This window comes from Erwinia sp. JH02, assembly GCF_013074405.1.
GTDB lineage: Bacteria > Pseudomonadota > Gammaproteobacteria > Enterobacterales > Enterobacteriaceae > Erwinia > Erwinia rhapontici.
On the sequence record NZ_JABANZ010000003.1, the window covers coordinates 603,290 to 625,165 of the forward strand.

Sequence of the window (21,876 nt, forward strand, 5' to 3'; positions counted from 1 at the left end):
CAGGTTCCAATTGAGTATCTCTGGACATCCGTTTCCTGCCTGCTTTGCAGGCTCCAAAAAATTGACCATGGGATAACACCAATGAAAAGAAGAGAATTACTCACGGCGTTCTCGTCGATTCTTGCCGGACTCTCTGTCAGCTCTATTTCCAGTGCGGCGGCGAAAAGCGATCCCTCTCTGGCGTTAAAAGGGATTACACCCGGTGAGCTGCCGAAAGGCGATGTGCCGATTCTGACGCCAGAGAATGTCTACACCATGCCAGACCAGTTCTGGAAGAATTTCAACGGTAAACTGTTTATCGGTAAAGCGGGTACGGACCCGACCCAATCCGGAAATCTGATTAACCTCTATCTGCGCGATGCCTCTGGCAAACTGTCACAGGTACAGCAGCCCGTTGCCTTGAATAAGGGCAACTTTGAGCAGTTTATCGCTGACAATGCAGCACTGATTGCCGATCCTTCGCACTCTATGGCGGTGGTCGATGATGCCGGAAATACGCTGTTTAATATTCCGGATGTAACCCGTGGCGCGAATAATTTCAGCCAGCGTCTGGCGCAACCTGCCGGATATCAGCTGATTGGTGAAATTCCTTCGGTTGACGATCTGCGTAAAACGCGCCCGCTGTTTAGTGGTGCAAAAATTAAGCTGAAAAGCTGGCATGAGGGGCTGGAAGTGGGCGGCGGTGAGTTCGTTGGCACACTGGAAGCCGCCAAAGACGACGGAGGGGTAACGATCTCCTCCGGTGCGGATTACCACTGGCGCCGCGTGGTGGAGGACTTCAACCGTCTGACCTTGTTTGACTTCGGTGCGATTGCCGATGGTAAAACGGACAGTGCTCCGGCGATCAAAGCGATGTATCAGTGGGCGCAGGATGCGAACCAGCAGATCTGCCTGCAATTCCCGGCGGGCACCTTCTTCGTCAGCGCCTGTGACTTCTCGCAGCAGCAGACGCGTTTCTTCCGCGTCTCCGGTGCGATGGTGAACTTTGGCTATTTCCCGGCCACCACCATCGTCTCCAACGGCGATTCTGACTTCATTTTCAAGGTCAACACCCGCTGGGTGGAAGTCAGCAACCTGCAATTTAACGGTCGCACCGACACCCAGCCGAACAAGCAGGGCTTCTTCGATAACCAATGCGAAGGCGGCCAGTATTTCCGTGGCGCCTGCCTGCGGTTTGTTCGCGTTGGCGGCACGGCGATCAGCCTGATGGATACCCTCGACTGCAAAATTGATCAGTGGTATGCGCTGCGCTGTAGCGGCGACGTGATCAAGTCTGTCTGGTCCAATGCACCTAAGGGTAAGTGGGATCACAGCACGGCCATCGAGCTGTCTAACTTTAATGCACAATACTGCACCGACGGTAAGGTGCTGAACCTGCAACGCTGCGGTCAGTCGCTGATCCACAACGGCTGGATTGAACACACCGAATTCCCCGGTGATATCTCGAACGGGCAGTGGATCATTGATGCGCTGAGCCTGGAAACCTGTAAAAACCCGCTGATTGCGCACAACTCGCGTCTCAATATGCGTCAGACCAATCTTCAGGCCGGTAGCTGGATTGATAATTCGCTGGCGGAAGGCGAGTGGCTGGGCGCCTGGGAACGCGGTTCCACGCGCGTGGAGTCTTACGGCGTGGCGGTTGATGGCAGTATGAAATACAACTATCTGACCTCACGGTTCCGCATCGAAAACAACAGCGACCAGCAGAAGTGGGTGGAGCTGGGCAATATCTATACCCCGGATGTCGGCGATGCCTGGGAGATTGAAATCTTCGGCCAGTCCTCCTTCAGCAACGGCAGCGGCAATGCGCCGCTCAACAAAGTAGTGGGTGACAAAACCACCGGCGGTAGGGCGATTGTCAGCCTGCAACGTAAAACCCACAAGTTTGAAGCGTCCTGGCATGCCGAAGGGGCCAGCCCGGTGCTGGATGTGATGATTGTGACGCCGCACGACACCGATGTGCGGGTGTTTGTCAAAATCGATGGCTGGGTCGCGTCGGCCGGTGTGTTGATCAAAACCACCGCAAAAGACCGCTTTAAGACCGGCCGCTGCGCACGTTTCGACAGCAAAATGGCATTTGGCAACGCCCCCTCGGGCAAGGATGTCAGCCGCGCAAGTCAGCGTTTCAGCTTGCATAACGGCAAGGCCGGAATCGGCGCGAATGAGGCGGGGGATTTGCTGATGGCTTCCCGTCCACTCACCGCCGACCAGGTCAATACGGATCACCCGGAAGGCTTTGTTTCTATCGTGCTGAATGGCCGCCAGGTCGCCATCCCGTACTTTTCACTGAAATAAGTGTCGGTTTTCCGTTAAGACCAGGCAATTTCAGAGTTATCAGGCTGTTTTTCCTCGGGCAGGACAGGCAGCCTGTTTTAAACGATTCAGCTGCATTGATGGGCGTTAGCCTGTAAAAATTACAAAAATTTTTCTGGAGTAGTTATGAAGATTTTATTAGTTGGCAATCATACATGTGGAAATCGTGGTGATGGCGCTATTTTACGCGGGATTATTGATTCGTTGAACCTGGCAAGGAACGATATTGATATCGACATTATTAGCCGTTATCCAACCAGTTCTGGTTACCTGCTCCAGCAAGACATTCTGCCTGATGCGCTCTTTTTGCAGACCAAAAAGGGCAAAAACAAGATCGTCGATAAGATCAAACGCCGCCTGATGCCAAAAATTATGATGGCGCATATCGCGAATAAGGGCGTGTTCAAGCTGTTCCCGGTGCCGCAGTATTTACAGGAATTCAGCGACAACCTGAAGCAGTACGATGCGATTATCCAGGTTGGCGGTTCGTTCTTTGTGGATCTTTACGGTCCGTTGCAGTTTGAGCATTCACTGTGTGCGCTGCTGGCGAAGAAACCGATCCATATGATCGGCCACAGCGTGGGCCCGTTCCAGAAGCCGCGTTTCAATGAAATTGCGAACTTCGTGTTCGACCGCGTCGATAGTCTGGTGCTGCGCGAAAGCGTCAGCCTGGAGATGATGAAGCAGGGCGGTATCACCACCGGGAAAGTGGTAAAAGGTGCTGATACCGCCTTCCTGGTCCGTGCGCGTGAGGTGGAAGAACCGGGTCATAACCTGGTGCACTGGCAGCAGGTCATTGGCCAGCAAAAAACGATCGCCATTACCGTGCGTGAACTGGCACCTTTCGATAAGCGCCTTGGGGTGACCCAGCAGCAGTACGAAGCGGCGTTTGGACGTGTGATCAACGCGATGATTGCACGTGGTTATCAGGTGGTCGCCTTCTCCACCTGTACCGGCATCGACAGCTACAACAAAGATGACCGTATGGTGGCAATGACACTGAGCGATCATATTGAGCAGAAAGATAAGTACCACGTGATCATGGATGAATTTAACGACCTTGAGCTGGGTATCCTGCTGGGTCAGTGCCATCTCACGATTGGCACCCGTTTACACTCCGCAATTATCTCAATGAACTTTGGGACACCAGCGGTGGCGATTAACTACGAGCACAAATCTCTGGGCGTGATGAACCAACTTGGGCTGCCAGACATGGCCAGCGATGTGAAGAGTCTGATGGACGGCAGCATTATCACGCGGGTGAATAATGTGCTGGATAACTATGAGGCGGTGAAGCAGCAGGTTGATACGGCTGTGGAACAGGAACGGATCCTGGGTAACCGTATCACTGACGACGTGGTCAAACGCTTAGGGTGAACCAATGAAACTGACATTTTTCACGATGCGATTTCCGGTTTCCTCGGAAACCTTCGTACTGAACCAGGTGACGCATTTTATTGATATCGGCTACGACGTTGAGATCATTTCGGTTTTTCCGGGCGACCTGGTGAATCGACACGGTGCGTTTGACCGTTATCATCTGGCAGAGAAGACCCACTATCTGCTGCCAGAAGAGAAGGTCAGTAATGCGGATAAATTGAAACAGCGTCTGCAAATTGTGCTGCCAAAAATCCTCAATACCGCCACGTTAAAATCCTTCAATATCGGGCGCTATGGCGCCCAATCCAGCAAGCTGCTGCTGCCGGCAATTGTGGCCGCCAACAAAACCCCGTTCGTTGCCGATGTGTTTTTAGTGCACTTCGGTTATGCCGGGGCGCTCGCCAATAAACTGCGTGAACTGAATGTTCTGCAGGGCAAGCAGGCGACCGTCTTCCACGGTGCCGATATTTCACGCCGCCATATCCTCGACGAGCATAAAGATGACTATGCACGCCTGTTTACCCAGACCGATTTGCTGCTGCCTATCAGCCACCTGTGGGAGAACAAGCTGATTAGCATGGGCTGCCCGGCAGAGAAGATTCATGTAACGCGCATGGGCATCGAGCCGGAGAAATTTAATCTCAAAATCAGGGATTCTCTCCATCAGCCGCTGCGCATTCTTTCCGTGGCGCGCCTTACCGAGAAGAAAGGGCTGGGCGTGGCAATTGATGCCTGCAAAATCCTTAAAGCGCAGGGCGGACAGTTTGAATACACCATTGTCGGCAACGGTGACCTCGAAGAGGAACTGCGTGCCACCATTGCGGCGGCCGATCTGACTGACTGCGTGAAAATGGTCGGCTTTAAGCCGCAGGAAGAGATCAAACGCTATCTCGATGAAGCCGACATCTTCCTGCTTCCGTCGCTGACCGCAGCGGATGGAGACATGGAAGGGATACCGGTGGCGTTGATGGAAGCGATGGCCGTCGGGCTGCCGGTGGTGTCCAGCGAGCACAGTGGTATTCCTGAACTGATTGAACACAATGTGTCCGGCTGGCTGGCACCGGAAGGCGATGCGAGCGCTCTCGCCGCCATTCTGCTGAAACTGTCACAGGGTGAGGCCGATATCGCACCGGTGGTGGTGGCCGCACGGCACAAGGTAGAAACCGAATTTAACCAGCATATCGCCTACCGCGAACTGGCAGAGATTCTGGAGCAATTAGCGTGAGTAGTTTAAAAAATCAGGCCGTATGGCTGTTTGGTGGTACCTGTTTCGCCGCCGTGTTACAGGTGATACAGCTTGGGGTGCTGGCGCGTAAGCTGGAGACCCACGAGCTGGGTATTCTGGCGATTATTAACGCCATTCTGGCCGTGGCGATGGTGTTGCAGGATATGGGGATGAGCAGCTACATCGTCCATCGCCAGAACATCACCCGCAAGGAGCAGAGCACCATCTACTGGGTGAACGTTTTACTCAGTCTGATGACCGGATTGCTGTTGATCGCCATTGCCTGGCCGATCGCGCATTTCTACCACATTCCGGAACTCACCGGGCTGATCATGCTAACCAGCATTAACTTCCTGGTACTGGGATCGCTGTCGCAGTATCAGGCCCATTTCGTTAAAGCCAAACGCATGGTGCTGCTGGCGAAGATCGAAATGGTCACCAAGTTTCTTGCCTTTGCACTGACGGTGGGGCTGCTTTACTACTCGCCGCTCAATGTCTCTGCGGTGATCCTCGGCCTGTTTGCCAATGCCGCGATGCGTATTCTGTGCATGATTTGGTTTGGTGAAAAGTCCTGGCGGCCGACCTTCGAGTTTGATAAATCGACGTTCTTCAGCTCGATGAAGTACGGTGTGTATCAGCTGGGCTCACAGACGATTAACCAGTTACGTACTCAGGCCGACTCCCTGATCGTCGGTAAAGTGATGGGCGCTGAAATGCTCGGGGTATACTCACTGGCGAAAGAGCTGGTGCTGCAACCGCTGAAACTGGTGACGCCGGTCATTAATCGCCTGGCACTACCCCGCTTTGCTGAGAAACAACACGAACCTGCGCAGTTGCAGAAGTTGTTCCTGAAAGGCACCTTCATGATCATGCTGTTCAGCAGCCTGATGTATCTGGCGATTGGTATCCTCTCCCCGGTGGTGGTGCGCGTGCTTTACGGCCCGGCACACGAGGCGGTTGGGCATTTGATCCCACTGATGCTGCTGTTCGGTATGCTGCGTCCGATGGGCGGGCTGACCGGCGCGATATCTCAGGCTAACGGCCGTACCAACGTCGAGTTCTGGTGGAATGTGGTGGCAAGCATCATCGTGGTGCTGGTACTGGCAACCACCTGGATCTGGCCGAACGTCTGGTATGTGGCGCTGACGCTGTCGATTTCTCAGGTTCTCATTTCTGCCTTTGCCCATCCGTTCTTTATCAAACCGGTGATTGGCATTCCGTTTATCCCCTATGCCCGTCAGTGGATGTCGGTGGCGGTGGTGTTTGTCGGGATCATGGCGCTGGTGAGTTATTTCAATCTGTTTATCAGGCCGGAATGGTTCACTCACTGGCTGTAACCCGGTAATAAATATAAGGTCACCGTGATGGTGGCCTTTTTTATTGCTGGCCCTGGCTGCTTATTTTTCAGATTAAGATTATACTTGTGAATCATCTCTTTAATGCATAATCAATGGACGTTTTTTACTTCATTTATATGGAAACACTATGACCAAGCTTAAAGCAGTTATCCCGGTTGCGGGTCTCGGTATGCATATGCTCCCTGCTACAAAAGCCATTCCTAAAGAGATGTTGCCTGTTGTCGACAAGCCGATGATTCAGTACATCATCGACGAGTGCGTGGCAGCGGGTATCAAGGAAATTGTCCTGGTCACTCATGCATCCAAGAATGCGGTTGAAAACCACTTTGATACGTCCTATGAGCTTGAAGCCCTGCTTGAAGCGCGTGTGAAACGTCAGCTCCTGAGTGAAGTGCAGTCTATCTGCCCGCCGGGTGTGACGATCATGAACGTGCGTCAGCCACAGCCGCTGGGCCTGGCAAACTCCCTGTTATGTGCCCGCCCGATGCTGCATGATGATGCCTTCGTGGTGGTCCTGCCGGACGTATTGCTGGATAACGCCAGTGCCGATCCGCTGCGTTACAACCTTGCCGCGATGGTGGCACGCTTTGAAGAGACTGGCCGTAGCCAGGTACTCGCCCATCATATGCCTGACGTGGATTTGTCTGAATACTCCGTGATCACTACCGAGGAGCCACTGGACTTCCCAGGCAAAGTCAGTTCTATTGTCGAATTCGTGGAAAAACCAGAGCAACCACAGACCCTGAATTCTGACCTGGCTGCCGTTGGCCGCTATGTATTGTCTGCGGACATCTGGCCAGAACTGGAAAACCTTGAGCCGGGTGCCTGGGGCCGCTATCAGCTGACCGATGCGATTGCCAATCTGAACAAAAAACAGCCGGTTGATGCACACCTGCTGAGTGGCGACAGCTTCGACTGCGGTCGTAAACTGGGCTATATGAAAGCGTTTGTGACCTGGGGCCTGCGTAACCACGCTCAGGGCCGCGAGTTCCGTGAAGAAATTCAAAAAATTCTGGCGAAGTAATCTTATTTGATTATGGCCGCGCCGGGCGTGGTCTGAAGGAGTCAACATGGCAATTTTAGTAACGGGCGGGGCGGGCTACATCGGTTCCCATACCGTGTTATCGCTGCTGCAACGTGGTGATGATGTTGTCGTACTGGATAACCTGAGCAATGCCTCACGCGAATCGATTAACCGCGTAGAGAAGCTGACGGGTAAAACGGCCACCTTCTGCGAAGGGGATATCCTCGACCGTGCGTGCCTGCGCGATATTTTTGCCAGTAACCGCATCGATGCCGTGATTCACTTTGCCGGCCTGAAAGCCGTGGGCGAATCCACCCGCAAACCACTGGAGTACTACCAGAATAACGTTACCGGTACGCTGGTGCTGTTGGAAGAGATGCGTGCTGCGGGTGTGAATCAGTTTATCTTCAGCTCTTCTGCTACCGTCTACGGTGCTGATGCGCCGGTTCCTTATGTGGAAACCACGCCAATTGGCGGCACAACCAGCCCGTATGGCACCTCAAAGCTGATGGTTGAGCAGATTCTGCGTGACTATGCCAAAGCGAACCCGGAATTCAAAACCATCGCGCTGCGTTATTTCAACCCGGTGGGGGCGCATGAGTCTGGCCAGATCGGCGAAGACCCGAACGGCATCCCGAACAACCTGCTGCCGTACATTGCTCAGGTGGCCATTGGCCGTCTGGAAAAGCTGGGCATCTTTGGCGGAGATTACCCAACGAAAGATGGCACCGGCGAACGCGACTACATTCACGTGATGGATCTGGCTGAAGGCCATCTTAAAGCGCTGGACCATATTGCTGCGGTTGATGGCTATAAAGCTTACAACCTCGGTGCCGGGGTAGGGTACTCGGTGCTGGAGATGGTGAAAGCCTTTGAGAAAGCCGCAGGTAAGCCTGTGCCTTACCAGATCTCACCGCGCCGTGATGGCGATCTTCCTGCGTTCTGGGCGGATGCCTCGCTGGCGGACAAAGAGCTGGACTGGCGTGTGTCACGCGGTATCGATGAGATGATGCGTGATACGTGGAACTGGCAGTCGAAGAATCCTAATGGGTATCGTTGAATAAAACGTGAAATCCCTTGTGTATAAAACTCCCTGATCTGGGAGTTTTTTTGTTTGTGGGCTGTGGCAATGGTATATTTTAACCCTCTATATTTCCAATAGTTACTGTAGGTAGAGCGTGCGTAAGAGAGCACTTGCTAAGGTGAGTTAGAAAATAACCTATCAGTGTTGCTTAATTGTCCATTAAATGTCGAAAGCGTCAAACCCACAAAAAAATAGAGATTAGGCTTGTATGGTCCAGTACTTAGTATAAAAATTGGCGCTGGATTTTGTGAGGCTTTATGTCTGATTATTTCCAGGACTAATCTGGTTATGAAAAGCACGTCGAGTGACAGGGTCAGGCTATGCTTGTGTAACGAGGTAAGAGACAGCTATCTGGTGGCTACAGCCAGTGGCGGTAGCGTGGCCAGGCGAAACAGTATGCACATTTGATAACAACAATTCTGGTCATCACCGTATACCTGTTGATGTTATACGCCATAAAAGTACGGCAAAAAATGACTGTGACTTCACCACGCTGTTTGACGGCCCAATGACCATCAGCGAGCATTCTTAGCATTATTGATATTAGCCAAAGAGAGAACGACGGCGTGAAAATTCTAGTGACCGGCGGCGCCGGATTTATTGGTTCAGCAGTAGTTCGCCATATTATTACGCAGACTACAGACAGTGTCGTGAACGTTGATAAACTCACGTATGCGGGCAATCCTGAGTCCGTAGTTGGTGTCAGCAATGATGCGCGTTATGCTTTTGTACAGGCCGACATCTGTGACAAAGATGCCATTAGTGCGATTTTCAATGAACATCAACCTGATGTGGTAATGCATCTGGCGGCTGAAAGCCACGTAGACCGCTCCATCAGCGGCCCGGCTGATTTTATTGAAACCAACATTGTCGGCACTTATATCATGCTGGAGGCAGCGCGCAGTTACTGGAGCGGGCTGGATTCTACGCGCAAAACGGCTTTCCGTTTCCACCATATTTCCACCGACGAAGTCTACGGAGATTTACCTCATCCGGACGAGATGAATGATGACTCAGCTGCGCTGCCATTATTTACCGAAACCACCGCCTATGCACCCAGCAGCCCGTATTCGGCATCAAAAGCCTCCAGTGACCATTTAGTCCGTGCCTGGCTTCGTACCTACGGTTTGCCAACGATAATTACCAACTGCTCAAACAATTACGGCCCTTATCACTTCCCGGAAAAACTGATCCCTTTAGTGATCCTGAATGCACTCGACGGTAAGCCTTTGCCGGTTTACGGACGTGGCGATCAGATCCGCGACTGGTTGTATGTGGAAGACCATGCGCGCGCACTTTATACGGTGGTAACAAAGGGTAAGATAGGTGAAACCTACAATATCGGCGGCCATAACGAAAAGCAGAATTTAGAGGTGGTAGAAACCATCTGTGATCTGTTGGATGAGATGGTGCCGAAAGCCACTCGCTACCGTGAGCAGATTACCTATGTTGCCGACCGCCCGGGGCACGACCGTCGCTATGCGATTGATGCCTCTAAAATCAGTCAAGAACTTAACTGGCAACCACAGGAAACATTTGATAGCGGGATCCGCAAGACGGTGCAGTGGTATCTGGACAATACCGAGTGGGTGAGTAACGTCAAAAGCGGCGCCTATCAGTCATGGATTGAACAGAACTACAGTGAACGTCAGCCATGAATATTCTGCTGTTCGGTAAAAATGGCCAGGTCGGCTGGGAATTGCAGCGTGCGCTGGCTCCACTGGGGAACGTTACCGCGCTGGCCACATCATCAACAGAATATTGCGGTGACTTTGCTGATACCAAGGGAATTATCGCTACGATCCGCAGCATCCGCCCTGATGTGATTGTGAATGCTGCGGCATATACTGCCGTCGATAAAGCCGAGAGTGAGCCTGAGCAGGCGCATCGGGTCAATGCATTGACCGTGGAAGCTATTGCTAAAGAGGTTGAATCGCTGAGTGCCTGGCTGGTTCACTATTCGACTGACTACGTGTTTCCGGGACAAGGTGCGCAGGCCTGGGAAGAAGACGATTCCACTGGGCCGCTTAATGTGTATGGTGCCAGCAAACTGGCCGGTGAGTTGGCCATTCAGCAGTATTGTTCCCGGCATCTGATTTTCCGCACCAGTTGGGTGTATGCCACCAAAGGTAATAATTTTGCCAAAACGATGCTTCGTCTGGCGAAGCAGCGTGATGAACTGTCAGTGATTAACGATCAGCATGGCGCACCAACCGGGGCTGATCTGATCGCGGATTGTACGGCTCATGCTATTACTGCTGCGATGCGCGATCCGTCGGTGGCGGGGTTATATCACCTTGCCGCAGCGGGCACTACGACCTGGTATGATTACGCTAACGTCGTGTTTGCCGAAGCAAAAGACGCAGGTGTTGAGTTAGTCTTGAAGACGGTACATCCGTTGAACACCAGCCACTATCCAACGCCCGCGCAGCGTCCGCTTAACTCCCGGCTGGATACACGTAAATTTCAAAACACGTTTGGTCTGACCTTGCCCGACTGGCAACGCGGGGTTCAGCGGATGATGGCTGAGTTAGCCGCGTTTAATGCGCTCTGACCTCATTAACCCGATATAAATTAGAGATATCTCATGCGTAAAGGAATTATTTTGGCAGGGGGGTCTGGAACCCGCCTGTATCCGGTCACTATGGCCGTCAGCAAGCAACTGCTGCCCATCTACGATAAACCCATGATCTACTACCCTCTCAGCACGCTGATGCTGGCAGGCATTCGCGATATTCTGATTATCAGTACCCCGCAAGATACGCCACGTTTTGAACAGCTGCTGGGCGATGGCAGCCAGTGGGGGCTTAACCTGCAATACATTGTACAGGAGAGCCCCGATGGCCTGGCACAGGCCTTTATTCTGGGTGAAGAGTTCATTGGTGAAGATAGCTGTGCACTGGTGTTAGGCGACAATATCTTCTACGGCCACGACCTGCCGAAAGAGCTGCAAGCGGCAGTAAGCCAGACCTCCGGCGCGACGGTATTTGCTTACCATGTTAACGATCCTGAGCGTTATGGCGTGGTGGAGTTTGATAAAGACGGCATTGCGGTCTCTCTGGAAGAGAAACCGCTGGAGCCCAAGAGTAACTATGCGGTTACCGGGCTCTATTTCTACGACAATAGCGTAGTGGAAATGGCGAAAAGCCTGAAACCTTCACATCGCGGCGAGTTGGAAATTACCGACATCAACCGCCTGTATATGGATCAGGGCGACCTGTCGGTGGCGATGATGGGGCGTGGCTATGCGTGGCTGGATACTGGTACGCACCATAGTCTGATTGAGGCGAGCAACTTTATTCAGACCATTGAGCAACGTCAGGGGCTGAAGGTCTCTTGCCCTGAAGAGATTGCCTACCGTAAAGGCTTTATTGATGCCGAGCAGGTGAAGAAACTGGCTGCCCCATTAGCGAAGAATGAATATGGGCAGTATCTGCTCAAGATGGTGAAAGGATACTGATGCTATGAACGTGATTAGAACAGAAATACCGGATGTGCTGATTTTTGAGCCTAAAGTGTTCGGGGATGAGCGAGGTTTCTTTTTTGAGAGCTTCAGCCAGAAAGTGTTTGAAGAGGCCGTAGGGCGTAAGGTCGAGTTTGTGCAGGATAACCATTCTAAGTCTTCGAAAGGCGTACTGCGTGGACTGCACTATCAGCTAGCGCCTCATGCGCAGGGGAAGTTGGTACGTTGTGTAGCGGGCGAAGTGTTTGATGTGGCAGTAGATATTCGCAAAGGCTCGCCAACCTTTGGTCAGTGGATAGGAGCGAATCTTTCTGCTGAAAACAAGCGCCAGATGTGGATCCCTGAGGGATTTGCGCATGGATTTTTGGTATTGAGTGAAAATGCAGAGTTTGTATATAAAACGACAAATTACTACCATCCTTCTCATGAGGGAAATATCATCTGGAATGATAGTGATATAAATATCACCTGGCCCTTAGATGCAGTGGATTTTATAAATTTATCGCAAAAAGATAAGAAGGGACTTACACTTTCTCAAGTGGAATTATTAAAATAGTGGAAAAAAAATTATTTAAAAATATTGCTTCGCTCACTTTAGTTCAAGGGGGTAATTACATTATCCCTTTAATCACATTACCATATTTAGTTAAAACTTTAGGACCATTCTCATATGGTGTATTAGGGTTTTCGTTGGCTTTTTTGCAGTATTTTAATGTTTTTATAAACTATGGATTTAATCTTTCAGCTACTCAAAAAATTGCCTTAATTGCTGATGATAAGAATGAAGTAAGTAAGGTTTTTTGGAGCGTTATCGCTTGTCAATTATTATTAACAATTTTGAGTGTAATGATTGTAATAATCGGCGTTACCACGAGTGTTTTTTTAGCAAAGCAATCAATAATAATTTTTGCATGCATGGGAGTGCTACTGGGGAATGTTCTTTTCCCTGTTTGGTTGTTTCAGGGAAAGGAGTGTATGGCTTTATCTTCAGGGGTTAATATAGCCTCAAGATTGCTTACAATTCCATTAGTATTCATTTTGGTAAAGGATAGTAATGATGCATGGATTGCGGCATTGATAATGTCATTAACAAGTGTATTAAGTGGAATCCTTTCAATAGCTATATTAATAAAAAATAAATGGATTACATGGCGTCCATTTAATCTATCAGATATACGAGAGCAATTTTCTGAGGGATGGTATTTATTCTTATCTACTGCGGCGATAAATATTTATACATCTAGCATAACTGTGTTATTAGGGTTTATATGTGGTCCTGTAGTTGTTGGATACTTTGTTGCTGCTGATAAGTTGAGACTCGCTGCCCAAGGTCTGATTATACCCGTATCACAGGCGTGCTATCCTAGAGTGGTTTCACTTTTAGCAAAAAATAAAATGCATGGCATTAATTTCATCAAAAAATTATTTATATTTCAAGGCGGATTAGGGTTATTGATAAGCCTTATGATTTTTATCACTGCCCCATTTATTATTGTGATTCTTTATGGGACTGATTACGACTCATCAGTAAATGTCCTAAGAGTTTTAGCATTTTGCCCATTTTTAGTCGGAATTAGTAATGTATTAGGTATTCATACAATGTCCGCAATGGGGTATAAAAAACAATTTTTCAGGATTTTGGTTACTGTAAGTGCTATATGTATTGCTATGCTATACCCACTTTCTAAGTTCTATATGGAAAACGGTGCTGCATTCACAGTACTGGCTTCAGAAGCGTTGGTGACGCTAATGATGATCAAATTTGTGTCTACTAATAAAATTCTAAATAGGAATTAATTCACCTGAAATTTAATCAAAATAGCGTAAGTTAAAATTCTTAATGTTAATACCACGAGTCTACTTTAAACGGTGTGAAATGAATTTCTCTAGTGTATATATATGTTGTCCAGCAAATGTAGTGACTGGAGGCCCAGAGTTATTACATCAATTCGCAAGTAAACTACAGGATAATGGTGTCGATTCGTATTTAATCTATTACCCATTCGAACATAATTTTGACACTCCTAAACAGTATAAGCACTATAATGTTCGTGTTGCCACTCTCGGTAGCGTAAAAAATGATTCATTAGTGGTACTACCGGAAACAGCTACCGTTTTGGCAAAAAAATTCAGCCACCAGCAGTTAGCAATTTGGTGGTTATCTGTAGATAATTATTACGGTTGCCCCCCTGAGAGTTTTGGTTTGCCGAAGTTTAAGCATCTTGCTGCTTTAGTTCGTAATAAAAAGCTTTCTATAAATAAAATGAAAGGTTTTATTCACCTCCATCAGAGCGAATATGCAAGGTTATTACTTGCGAAGCATAATATTCATTCTATGCAAATGACCGATTATATTAGCTCTTTTCATTTTAGATCAGAAACAAAAAATAGTTTGGAAAATAAAAAGAAAATCATTTCTTATAATCCAAAAAAAGGAGTTGAAATGACTCGAAAAATAATAACGGCGTGCCCAGAATTTACATTTGTGCCTTTAGAGAATATGACTGCTCAAGAAGTTAATGAAACATTATCTAACTCAATGATATATATAGACTTTGGTAATCATCCCGGAAAGGATCGTTTTCCACGTGAGGCTGCTCTGGCCAATTGTTGTATTATAACGGGGAGGCGAGGGAGTGCAAAAAATATGATTGATGTAAGTATCCCTGAAAGATTTAAGTTAGATGAGAATGATGATAATTTAATTGATATTTATAAAAAAATGTGCAATAAAATTTTCAAAGATTTCTCTATACAAATAGAAGCATTTGAAAAGTATCGTGAATCTATAAAATCTGAGGGTGAGCGTTTCGAACAAAACGTTAATGAATTCATGCGAAAATATATAATCTCAAAATAATTTAGATTCTTTGAGAGTTGTCTATCTTTAGAAGGAGGGGGGTTATTGTGTTTTGTAATGGAAAGGTAAATAGTAAGCCATGCAAGATGTTAATCTATAATGATAAACATTATCTTGCTGAATTTGTTTTTGGTAAATTGAAAAATGAACATATTGATGTTAAATCTATAGCCGCTAAACCGAGAGAATTTATTAATTTAAGTTTGGTTAATAGATTATATAACGCATTAATTAAAAGACGTTTGCTACCCTATTTCTCAATTATTTTTTCGTTACTGAATAGAAATTTTAGTAGTGGAAATGATGAGTATGATGAACTACTAGTTGTAGGTATTGAAGACTTATCGGACTTCGCTCCGGTATATAAAAAATACGGCAAGGTGAAAAAATTATATTTTTGGCAATGGAACCCCGAACCTTCAGATAGATTTAAAAATATAGATTTCGCCATTAGAATTAAATTGTTGAAGATGTGTGGCTTCAAAATCGCTACCTTTGATAAAAATGATTCAATTAAACATAATGTTTCTTATCATCCTCAGATTTATTCAAAAGAAATAATAAAAGATTTAGAGGTAGAGAAAAAATCAGTATTAAATAAGGCGTTGTTTATTGGAAAAAACAAAGGGCGTGCTCATAAACTTAATGAACTGGCGTTAATGTTACAGAATGTAGGGGTTGAGCCAGATTTTAGAGTTGTGCAGGACAGGATACCCGTCATAGCAGATGACTTTCCACAAATAGACTTGATATCTGAACCAGTAAATTATCAATCATATTTAAAATTATTGAATGATAAAAATATTATAGTGGAGTTGAACCAGCACGGACAGGTAGGATTGACTCTTAGGTCACTTGAATCCGTTTTTTTTAACAAAAAGTTAATCACTGATAATAAAGATATAAGATCATATGACTTTTATAAATCCAGTAATGTTTTAGTCTTAGATATAAATGAGAATTTTGAAACTACAAATACTAAGCTCGCAAAATTTGTTGAGGCCCCTTATGAATTAATTAGTGAAAATGTTCGTAATAATTATGATGTTACTTCATTAATTGAACATTTTCGCGCGTTATAATTAATTTATTCCCTGTAGAGCTATGAAAAAACCAGCTTAATAAACAAGTTAACGGTCACCCTAACAATGATTTTTTTTCTTATTATGCTATCCTCAGCGTCATTTTTAGCCATATGTCGCAACAGAGTTACATTTTTATTCTGGGTGTTTCTTGCTTTGGTATCTGCATTCAGATATGAAGTAGGGTCGGATTATATCAGTTATACTGCCTTGTATTATGATATTAAAACAGGTTATCAGAGTTATCTGCATCTTGAGCCATTCCATTTGGTTCTAACGCAATTCGCTAACTATTTCGATCTCGGCCCTCAATTTGTTTTTTTGATATATTCTCTATTGACTTCTTACTTTTTTGGCGTCTTTTTCTATAAAATGTCGAATGAGTTTAAAGACCTAAATGGCAGATTGATTTTTTCATTATGCACAATTCTTTATTTAGGTAATTATTACTTCCTTACTTTAAACAGTATCCGTTCTTGTCTGGCTGCCTCTTTATATGCATTAGCAATGCTCTATTACATTAACAATAAAAGATTGCTTATGTTATCACTCTTGATTGTTGGTGGGACTATACATTTCAGCCTTATTCCGGTTGCTTTAGTAAGTGTGTTTTTATTGAAGTTTATTCTTCCTGTGAAGAATAAATGGTTTTACCTCTATATATTAATTATATTAACGAATCCTCTCAGTATTGTGAAATATATATTCGTGACATATAAGCTCATGTATTATAATTACTTCCTTTCAGACACTTATGCTGTTCCAGCAAACTTTATTGGTCAGATTTCTGCTTATGGTGGTGTAGCCCTAACTATCATGTTTTATTATTTTTATGTTCGTATATTAAAATTAGAAAATATCAGAATGATGGCAGTTCTTCAACTGTCAGTGATCTTATTCATAGCATTTAGAATTTTCTCAAGTGAATTATTTATTTTTGCTCGCATGTCGAGATATTTTTCACCAATACTATACTTATTCATTTCCGTTGCAATTGTTTATTATATTCAGAAAAAAACCATTATTAATTTAAGACCACATTTGTTAGGTGGCGTATATTTAATCCTGATTCTATCAAACATTATTATGTTTATTCCTAGGGGGCTCAATGATCCCTCATATGGTAATTACAAGATAAATTACTGTATTGAAAGTACAGTTGTTTGTGATATTTCTATCTCAACGCTAAATTAGTTATTGTGATGATAATTTAAATGAGGTCTTAGTGGTGTATGTTATATGTTTTAGTAGATGATATTTTAAAGGCCAAGTTTTTCCTAGGTTTTTCAGCATGCAATGAAGTCACGTTTATTACGAATAAATTCTCGTGTTACATATTCCTTAAGTTTAAAACTAATAAGAAGATAGTTCTTCTACTTAATAAAAGATGTGCTAGCTTCAATATTAAAGTTGATGATTCAGCATTGAGGAATACTATCTCTGTGCTTAATGGAAGGCAGTCATTAAAGGATGCTTATGAAAATTATAAACAAATCACGCACTCACTTGAAAATAAGATGTTTTCTTCTATCTACGAAAGTGACACTCTTATTGTTTTCAATGGTAATCATCCGACAGCTATCGCTACTACGAATTTTTTTAAAAAATTTAATGCCAAAATACTATATGCTGAAATTAGTAATTTACCAGGGAAAATGATCTTCGATCCAAGAGGTGTTAACGCACAATCTATATTATTCGAGCGACCTGAGATACTTGATTCTTTACCTGCTATTTCTGAGGATCTCCACCGTTCCTGGATAGAAGGTTACATACACTATAAATTTAACCCATTGCCTCAATCAAAAATAAGTATAAAAAATTATTCAGTTATTGCCTTTGATGACCTTTTATCAAGATTGATGCCTTTTTTCATCCGAGAAGACTCTCTTAATTTTTCAAAAAAAGTAAAAATGTTTTTGGATAAATACAAATCTAAAAAAATGCTAATGAGTAGTAACCATGCTGACCTCAATATTGACTATATCTTCTATCCATCACAGGTTACCTCTGATACACAATTGAGAATTAATAGTGACATCGATAATATTTCTGCTATAAATAAAATAATTAGTGAAGAAAAGCATAAGGTTATTTATGTTAAAATCCATCCAGCAGAGTCTGATATAACTACAATAAATTATTTTATGCAACTTTCTGCGAAAGGTAAGATAGTGCTCGTTAATAATAATACTATAGAGTTAATAAAAAACGCATCGTGTGTTTATACTATAAATTCTACTGTTGGATTAGAAACTCTTATTTTTGATAAGAAACTAATAGTTTTAGGAAGAGCCATTTATAGTAATTTTAATTCATTGCGTCTGCGTCAATACATACACAATTACCTAATTGATTTAGATTATTTTAATGAGAATACTTTAACCTCTAATCATATTGATAAACTGAAAAAATTAACTGAGATTTAAAATATGCTTGATTATCTGATAGTTGGTTCTGGTCTGTTTGGATCTGTTTTTGCCCATGAAGCATTGAAACGTGGGAAAAAAATTAAGATCATCGAAAAGAGAAATCACAAAGGTGGTAATATATTCTGTGAGAATATTGAGGGCATAAATGTTCATAAGTATGGCGCGCACATTTTCCATACTAATGATAAGTTTATCTGGGACTATGTTAATAGTTTTGTTGAATTTAATCGTTTTACTAACTCTCCGGTTGCATTGTCGAATGGTAAACTTTACAACTTACCTTTCAATATGAATACATTCAACCAACTTTGGGGCGTTAAAACACCAGATGAAGCAAAAGCTAAAATTAAAGAGCAAAGGTCAGAAATAGAAGAAGATCAAATTACTAATTTAGAAGAACAGGCGATTTTCTTAGTCGGACGAGATATTTACCAAACCATGATTAAAGAATACACTGAGAAGCAATGGGGGCGAGAATGCAAGGATTTACCTCCTTTTATTATAAAAAGATTACCTGTGCGTTTCAACTTTGATAATAACTACTTTAACGATCGTTATCAGGGTATTCCTATCGGTGGATATAATGTTCTTGTTGATGCCTTGTTGGAGGGGGTGGAGGTTGTCACTGACGTTGACTTCTTTGAAAATAGAGAAGTTTATGAGAAGAGTGCACGTAAGATTGTTTACACAGGGCCGATAGATAAATTTTTTGATTATCGTTTTGGTAGGCTTGACTATCGTTCTTTGGAATTCAATACGGAAATTTTGGAAACCGATAATTTCCAAGGTAGTGCTGTTGTAAATTATATAGATAAAATCTACCCTTTCACACGCATTATTGAGCATAAGCATTTTGAATTTGGTACTCAGGATAAAACAGTCGTTACCAAAGAATTCCCTAAAGAATTTGAAGAGGGAGATGAATATTATTATCCGGTTAATGACAAGAAAAATAATAGTGTATTTAGTAAATATAAATCATTAACTTCGGACGTTGAAAATGTGATTTTTGGTGGGCGTCTCGCTGAATATAAATATTATGATATGCATCAAATTATAGCATCTGCTTTGAAGTGTGTTGAAAAGGAGTTTCAATGTTAGATGTTATAGCACTTGTTGTTACCTATAAAAGAAAAGAGTTGTTAACTCAGGTTTTAAAATCTTTACTTGGGCAAACTCATCGCTTAAAAAAAGTTATTGTTGTTGATAATAATAGTAATGATGGAACCGATATAATCGTTGATGAATTTTCTCGAGATCATCAGGACGTTTTTGAGTACTATAATACTGGGGCTAATCTCGGAGGCGCCGGAGGTTTTTCTTATGGTTTCAGGTTATTAAAGGATCGTGATTATCATGCTCTTTGGTTAATGGATGATGATTTGATGCCTGCATCAGATTGTTTAGAAAAACTTCTGACATGCCCTCAAGGTGATATCATCCAACCTTTAAGAACAAACAAAGATGGCTCATTGGCTGAGTTAGCCCCTATCCAATTTGATCTTGACGACTTTCTTACGATCTCGCCTAAAAAGGAGAATGTTTCTCAGTACATTAACAGAACAGGATTAAATTCTGGAGCAATAAAAATTGCTGGTGTACCTTTTGAAGGCCCTTTAATCAAGAAGACAGTTGTAGATCAAGTTGGAATACCTGACGCCAGATTCTTCATTTTTTATGATGACATGGATTATTCACTACGCTCTACTGAGCTGGGATTTACTATTTTTTGTGAACCCTCAGCAAAAGCCACACGACTTTTGAATAACAACCAGAAAAACGATCTTTCCTCTTGGAAAGGCTATTTTATGTTGAGGAACTTATTCCGTTTATATTTCATTCACGGGAAAAACCCATTAACAAAATGTAAGCCTTTCATACTGGCATTTGGTTACTGCTTCTTATCTCTCCTTAGATTTAAGTTCAGTGAGGCGAGAATTTGCCTTGCTGCACTCAGGGACTCGCTCACTTTTAAGACAAATCAAAAATATATTCCCTAATAATATTAGGAGATTAAGCTGAAAAAACTTATCACACTAATTACTATTCACTCGATGTCTTTGTGAGTTAATATCTGTAAGACATGATTCTGCAGCAGTTCAGCGCTGCTGCATAGGTATCCATAGACAGGAGTAGGTAATGTCCAAGCAACAGATCGGCGTTGTAGGTATGGCTGTAATGGGCCGTAATCTGGCACTCAACATCGAGAGCCGTGGCTACACAGTTTCTATCTTCAACCGCTCGCGTGAAAAAACCGATGAAGTCGTGGCTGAGAACCCAGGTAAGAAACTGGTTCCGCACTACAGCATCGAAGAGTTTGTTGACTCTCTGGAAAAACCTCGTCGTATCCTTTTGATGGTTCAGGCCGGTGAAGCCACCGACAAAACCATCGCCTCCCTGACGCCACACCTCGATAAAGGCGATATCCTGATCGATGGCGGTAACACCTTCTATAAAGACACCATTCGTCGTAACCGTGAACTGTCCGAGCAGGGCTTTAACTTCATCGGTACCGGTGTTTCCGGTGGCGAAGAGGGCGCGCTTAAAGGCCCATCTATCATGCCTGGCGGCCAGAAAGAAGCGTACGAGCTGGTTGCGCCAATCCTGACTGAGATTGCAGCTGTCGCTGAAGGTGAAGCCTGTGTGGCTTATATGGGTCCGGACGGTGCAGGCCACTATGTGAAAATGGTTCACAACGGCATTGAATACGGTGACATGCAGTTAATTGCTGAGGCCTATTCACTGCTGAAAGGCGCACTGAACCTGAGCAACGACGATCTGGCTAAAACCTTCAGCGAGTGGAACGAAGGCGAGCTGAGCAGCTACCTGATTGACATCACCAAAGATATCTTCACTAAAAAAGATGAAGAAGGTAACTACCTGGTTGATGTGATTCTTGATGAAGCCGCGAACAAAGGTACCGGTAAGTGGACCAGTCAGAGTTCTCTGGACCTCGGTGAACCACTGTCACTGATCACTGAATCTGTGTTTGCCCGCTACCTGTCCTCACTGAAAACGCAGCGTGTTGCCGCATCTAAAGTGCTGAGCGGACCTAAAGTTCAGACCGTTAGCGGGGATAAAGCCGAATTCGTTGAGAAAGTGCGTCGTGCACTGTACCTGGGTAAGATCGTTTCTTACGCACAGGGCTTCTCTCAGCTGAAAGCGGCCTCTACTGAAAACAACTGGGATCTGCACTACGGTGAAATCGCTAAGATTTTCCGTGCTGGCTGCATTATTCGTGCCCAGTTCTTGCAGAAAATCACCGATGCTTATGCTGTTGATGCTGACATTGCTAACCTGCTGCTGGCTCCGTACTTCAAAAATATCGCTGACGAATACCAGCAGGCGCTGCGTGACGTTGTTGCGTGGGCTGTCCAGAACGGTATCCCAACACCAACCTTCTCTGCAGCTATTGCCTACTACGACAGCTACCGTTCAGCGGTACTGCCTGCGAACCTGATTCAGGCGCAGCGTGACTACTTTGGTGCGCATACTTACAAGCGTACTGACAAAGACGGTGTGTTCCACACCGAATGGCTGGACTAAGTCAATGCCTAACCTCCCGTTTTACGGGAGGTTATTTTCCTTCTTCTCCCCGATTTTAAGACTATCCTTCTGGCGCTCTGCCAACTGCTCGGCTATCTTTTATTCGCAT

Annotated in this window: 17 protein-coding genes; all 17 read left to right on the plus strand. The window is 44.9% G+C overall.

Features of this window, described 5'->3' with window-relative positions; all coding sequences use genetic code 11:
• Positions 1 to 81: 81 nt before the first annotated feature.
• The 17 genes from HHI26_RS11780 (at position 82) to gndA (ending at position 21,767) form a co-directional block, all read left to right on the plus strand.
• Positions 82 to 2,295, plus strand: a complete 2,214-nt coding sequence (locus HHI26_RS11780) for a phage tailspike protein (RefSeq protein WP_133841532.1) — start codon at positions 82 to 84, stop codon at positions 2,293 to 2,295.
• A gap of 144 nt (positions 2,296 to 2,439) precedes the next feature.
• On the plus strand, positions 2,440 to 3,690 hold the full coding sequence (gene wcaK, locus HHI26_RS11785) for a colanic acid biosynthesis pyruvyl transferase WcaK (protein ID WP_159336331.1): 1,251 nt from the start codon (positions 2,440 to 2,442) through the stop codon (positions 3,688 to 3,690).
• Between the two features lie 4 nt (positions 3,691 to 3,694).
• A complete protein-coding gene (locus HHI26_RS11790; RefSeq protein WP_133841534.1) occupies positions 3,695 to 4,918 on the plus strand; it encodes a glycosyltransferase in 1,224 nt (407 codons plus the stop codon).
• A complete protein-coding gene (locus HHI26_RS11795) occupies positions 4,915 to 6,255 on the plus strand; it encodes a lipopolysaccharide biosynthesis protein (protein ID WP_171149128.1) in 1,341 nt (446 codons plus the stop codon). The genes HHI26_RS11790 and HHI26_RS11795 overlap by 4 nt, the downstream gene beginning before the upstream one ends.
• A gap of 148 nt (positions 6,256 to 6,403) precedes the next feature.
• Complete coding sequence (galF, locus tag HHI26_RS11800; RefSeq protein WP_133841536.1) at positions 6,404 to 7,300, plus strand: UTP--glucose-1-phosphate uridylyltransferase GalF; 897 nt, start codon at positions 6,404 to 6,406, stop codon at positions 7,298 to 7,300.
• 46 nt (positions 7,301 to 7,346) lie between these two features.
• Entirely contained in the window at positions 7,347 to 8,360 is a 1,014-nt protein-coding gene (gene galE, locus HHI26_RS11805) for a UDP-glucose 4-epimerase GalE (RefSeq protein ID WP_133841537.1), read from the plus strand.
• Positions 8,361 to 8,950: 590 nt separating this feature from the next.
• On the plus strand, positions 8,951 to 10,042 hold the full coding sequence (gene rfbB, locus HHI26_RS11810) for a dTDP-glucose 4,6-dehydratase (protein WP_167863637.1): 1,092 nt from the start codon (positions 8,951 to 8,953) through the stop codon (positions 10,040 to 10,042).
• Positions 10,039 to 10,938: a dTDP-4-dehydrorhamnose reductase gene (gene rfbD / locus HHI26_RS11815; RefSeq protein WP_171149129.1), complete on the plus strand. Its 900-nt coding sequence runs from the start codon at positions 10,039 to 10,041 to the stop codon at positions 10,936 to 10,938. The genes rfbB and rfbD overlap by 4 nt, the downstream gene beginning before the upstream one ends.
• A gap of 33 nt (positions 10,939 to 10,971) precedes the next feature.
• Entirely contained in the window at positions 10,972 to 11,844 is an 873-nt protein-coding gene (rfbA, locus tag HHI26_RS11820; RefSeq protein ID WP_171149130.1) for a glucose-1-phosphate thymidylyltransferase RfbA, read from the plus strand.
• Positions 11,845 to 11,848: 4 nt separating this feature from the next.
• Entirely contained in the window at positions 11,849 to 12,403 is a 555-nt protein-coding gene (gene rfbC, locus HHI26_RS11825) for a dTDP-4-dehydrorhamnose 3,5-epimerase (RefSeq protein ID WP_171149131.1), read from the plus strand.
• Positions 12,403 to 13,644 (plus strand): flippase, encoded by a 1,242-nt coding sequence (locus tag HHI26_RS25675; protein WP_346775679.1) that lies wholly within the window; start codon positions 12,403 to 12,405, stop codon positions 13,642 to 13,644. Before rfbC ends, HHI26_RS25675 begins: the two co-directional genes overlap by 1 nt.
• A 79-nt stretch (positions 13,645 to 13,723) precedes the next feature.
• Positions 13,724 to 14,707: a hypothetical protein gene (locus tag HHI26_RS11835; protein ID WP_171149132.1), complete on the plus strand. Its 984-nt coding sequence runs from the start codon at positions 13,724 to 13,726 to the stop codon at positions 14,705 to 14,707.
• An 86-nt stretch (positions 14,708 to 14,793) separates the two neighbouring features.
• Entirely contained in the window at positions 14,794 to 15,789 is a 996-nt protein-coding gene (locus tag HHI26_RS11840) for a hypothetical protein (protein ID WP_171149133.1), read from the plus strand.
• Positions 15,790 to 17,231: 1,442 nt separating this feature from the next.
• Entirely contained in the window at positions 17,232 to 18,218 is a 987-nt protein-coding gene (locus HHI26_RS11850) for a hypothetical protein (protein WP_171149135.1), read from the plus strand.
• Positions 18,219 to 18,221: 3 nt separating this feature from the next.
• A complete protein-coding gene (glf, locus tag HHI26_RS11855) occupies positions 18,222 to 19,322 on the plus strand; it encodes a UDP-galactopyranose mutase (RefSeq protein ID WP_171149136.1) in 1,101 nt (366 codons plus the stop codon).
• On the plus strand, positions 19,316 to 20,221 hold the full coding sequence (locus HHI26_RS11860; RefSeq protein ID WP_171149137.1) for a glycosyltransferase: 906 nt from the start codon (positions 19,316 to 19,318) through the stop codon (positions 20,219 to 20,221). Before glf ends, HHI26_RS11860 begins: the two co-directional genes overlap by 7 nt.
• Positions 20,222 to 20,360: 139 nt before the next feature.
• Positions 20,361 to 21,767 (plus strand): NADP-dependent phosphogluconate dehydrogenase, encoded by a 1,407-nt coding sequence (gene gndA / locus HHI26_RS11865; RefSeq protein ID WP_159336338.1) that lies wholly within the window; start codon positions 20,361 to 20,363, stop codon positions 21,765 to 21,767.
• The last annotated feature ends 109 nt before the right edge of the window (positions 21,768 to 21,876 follow it).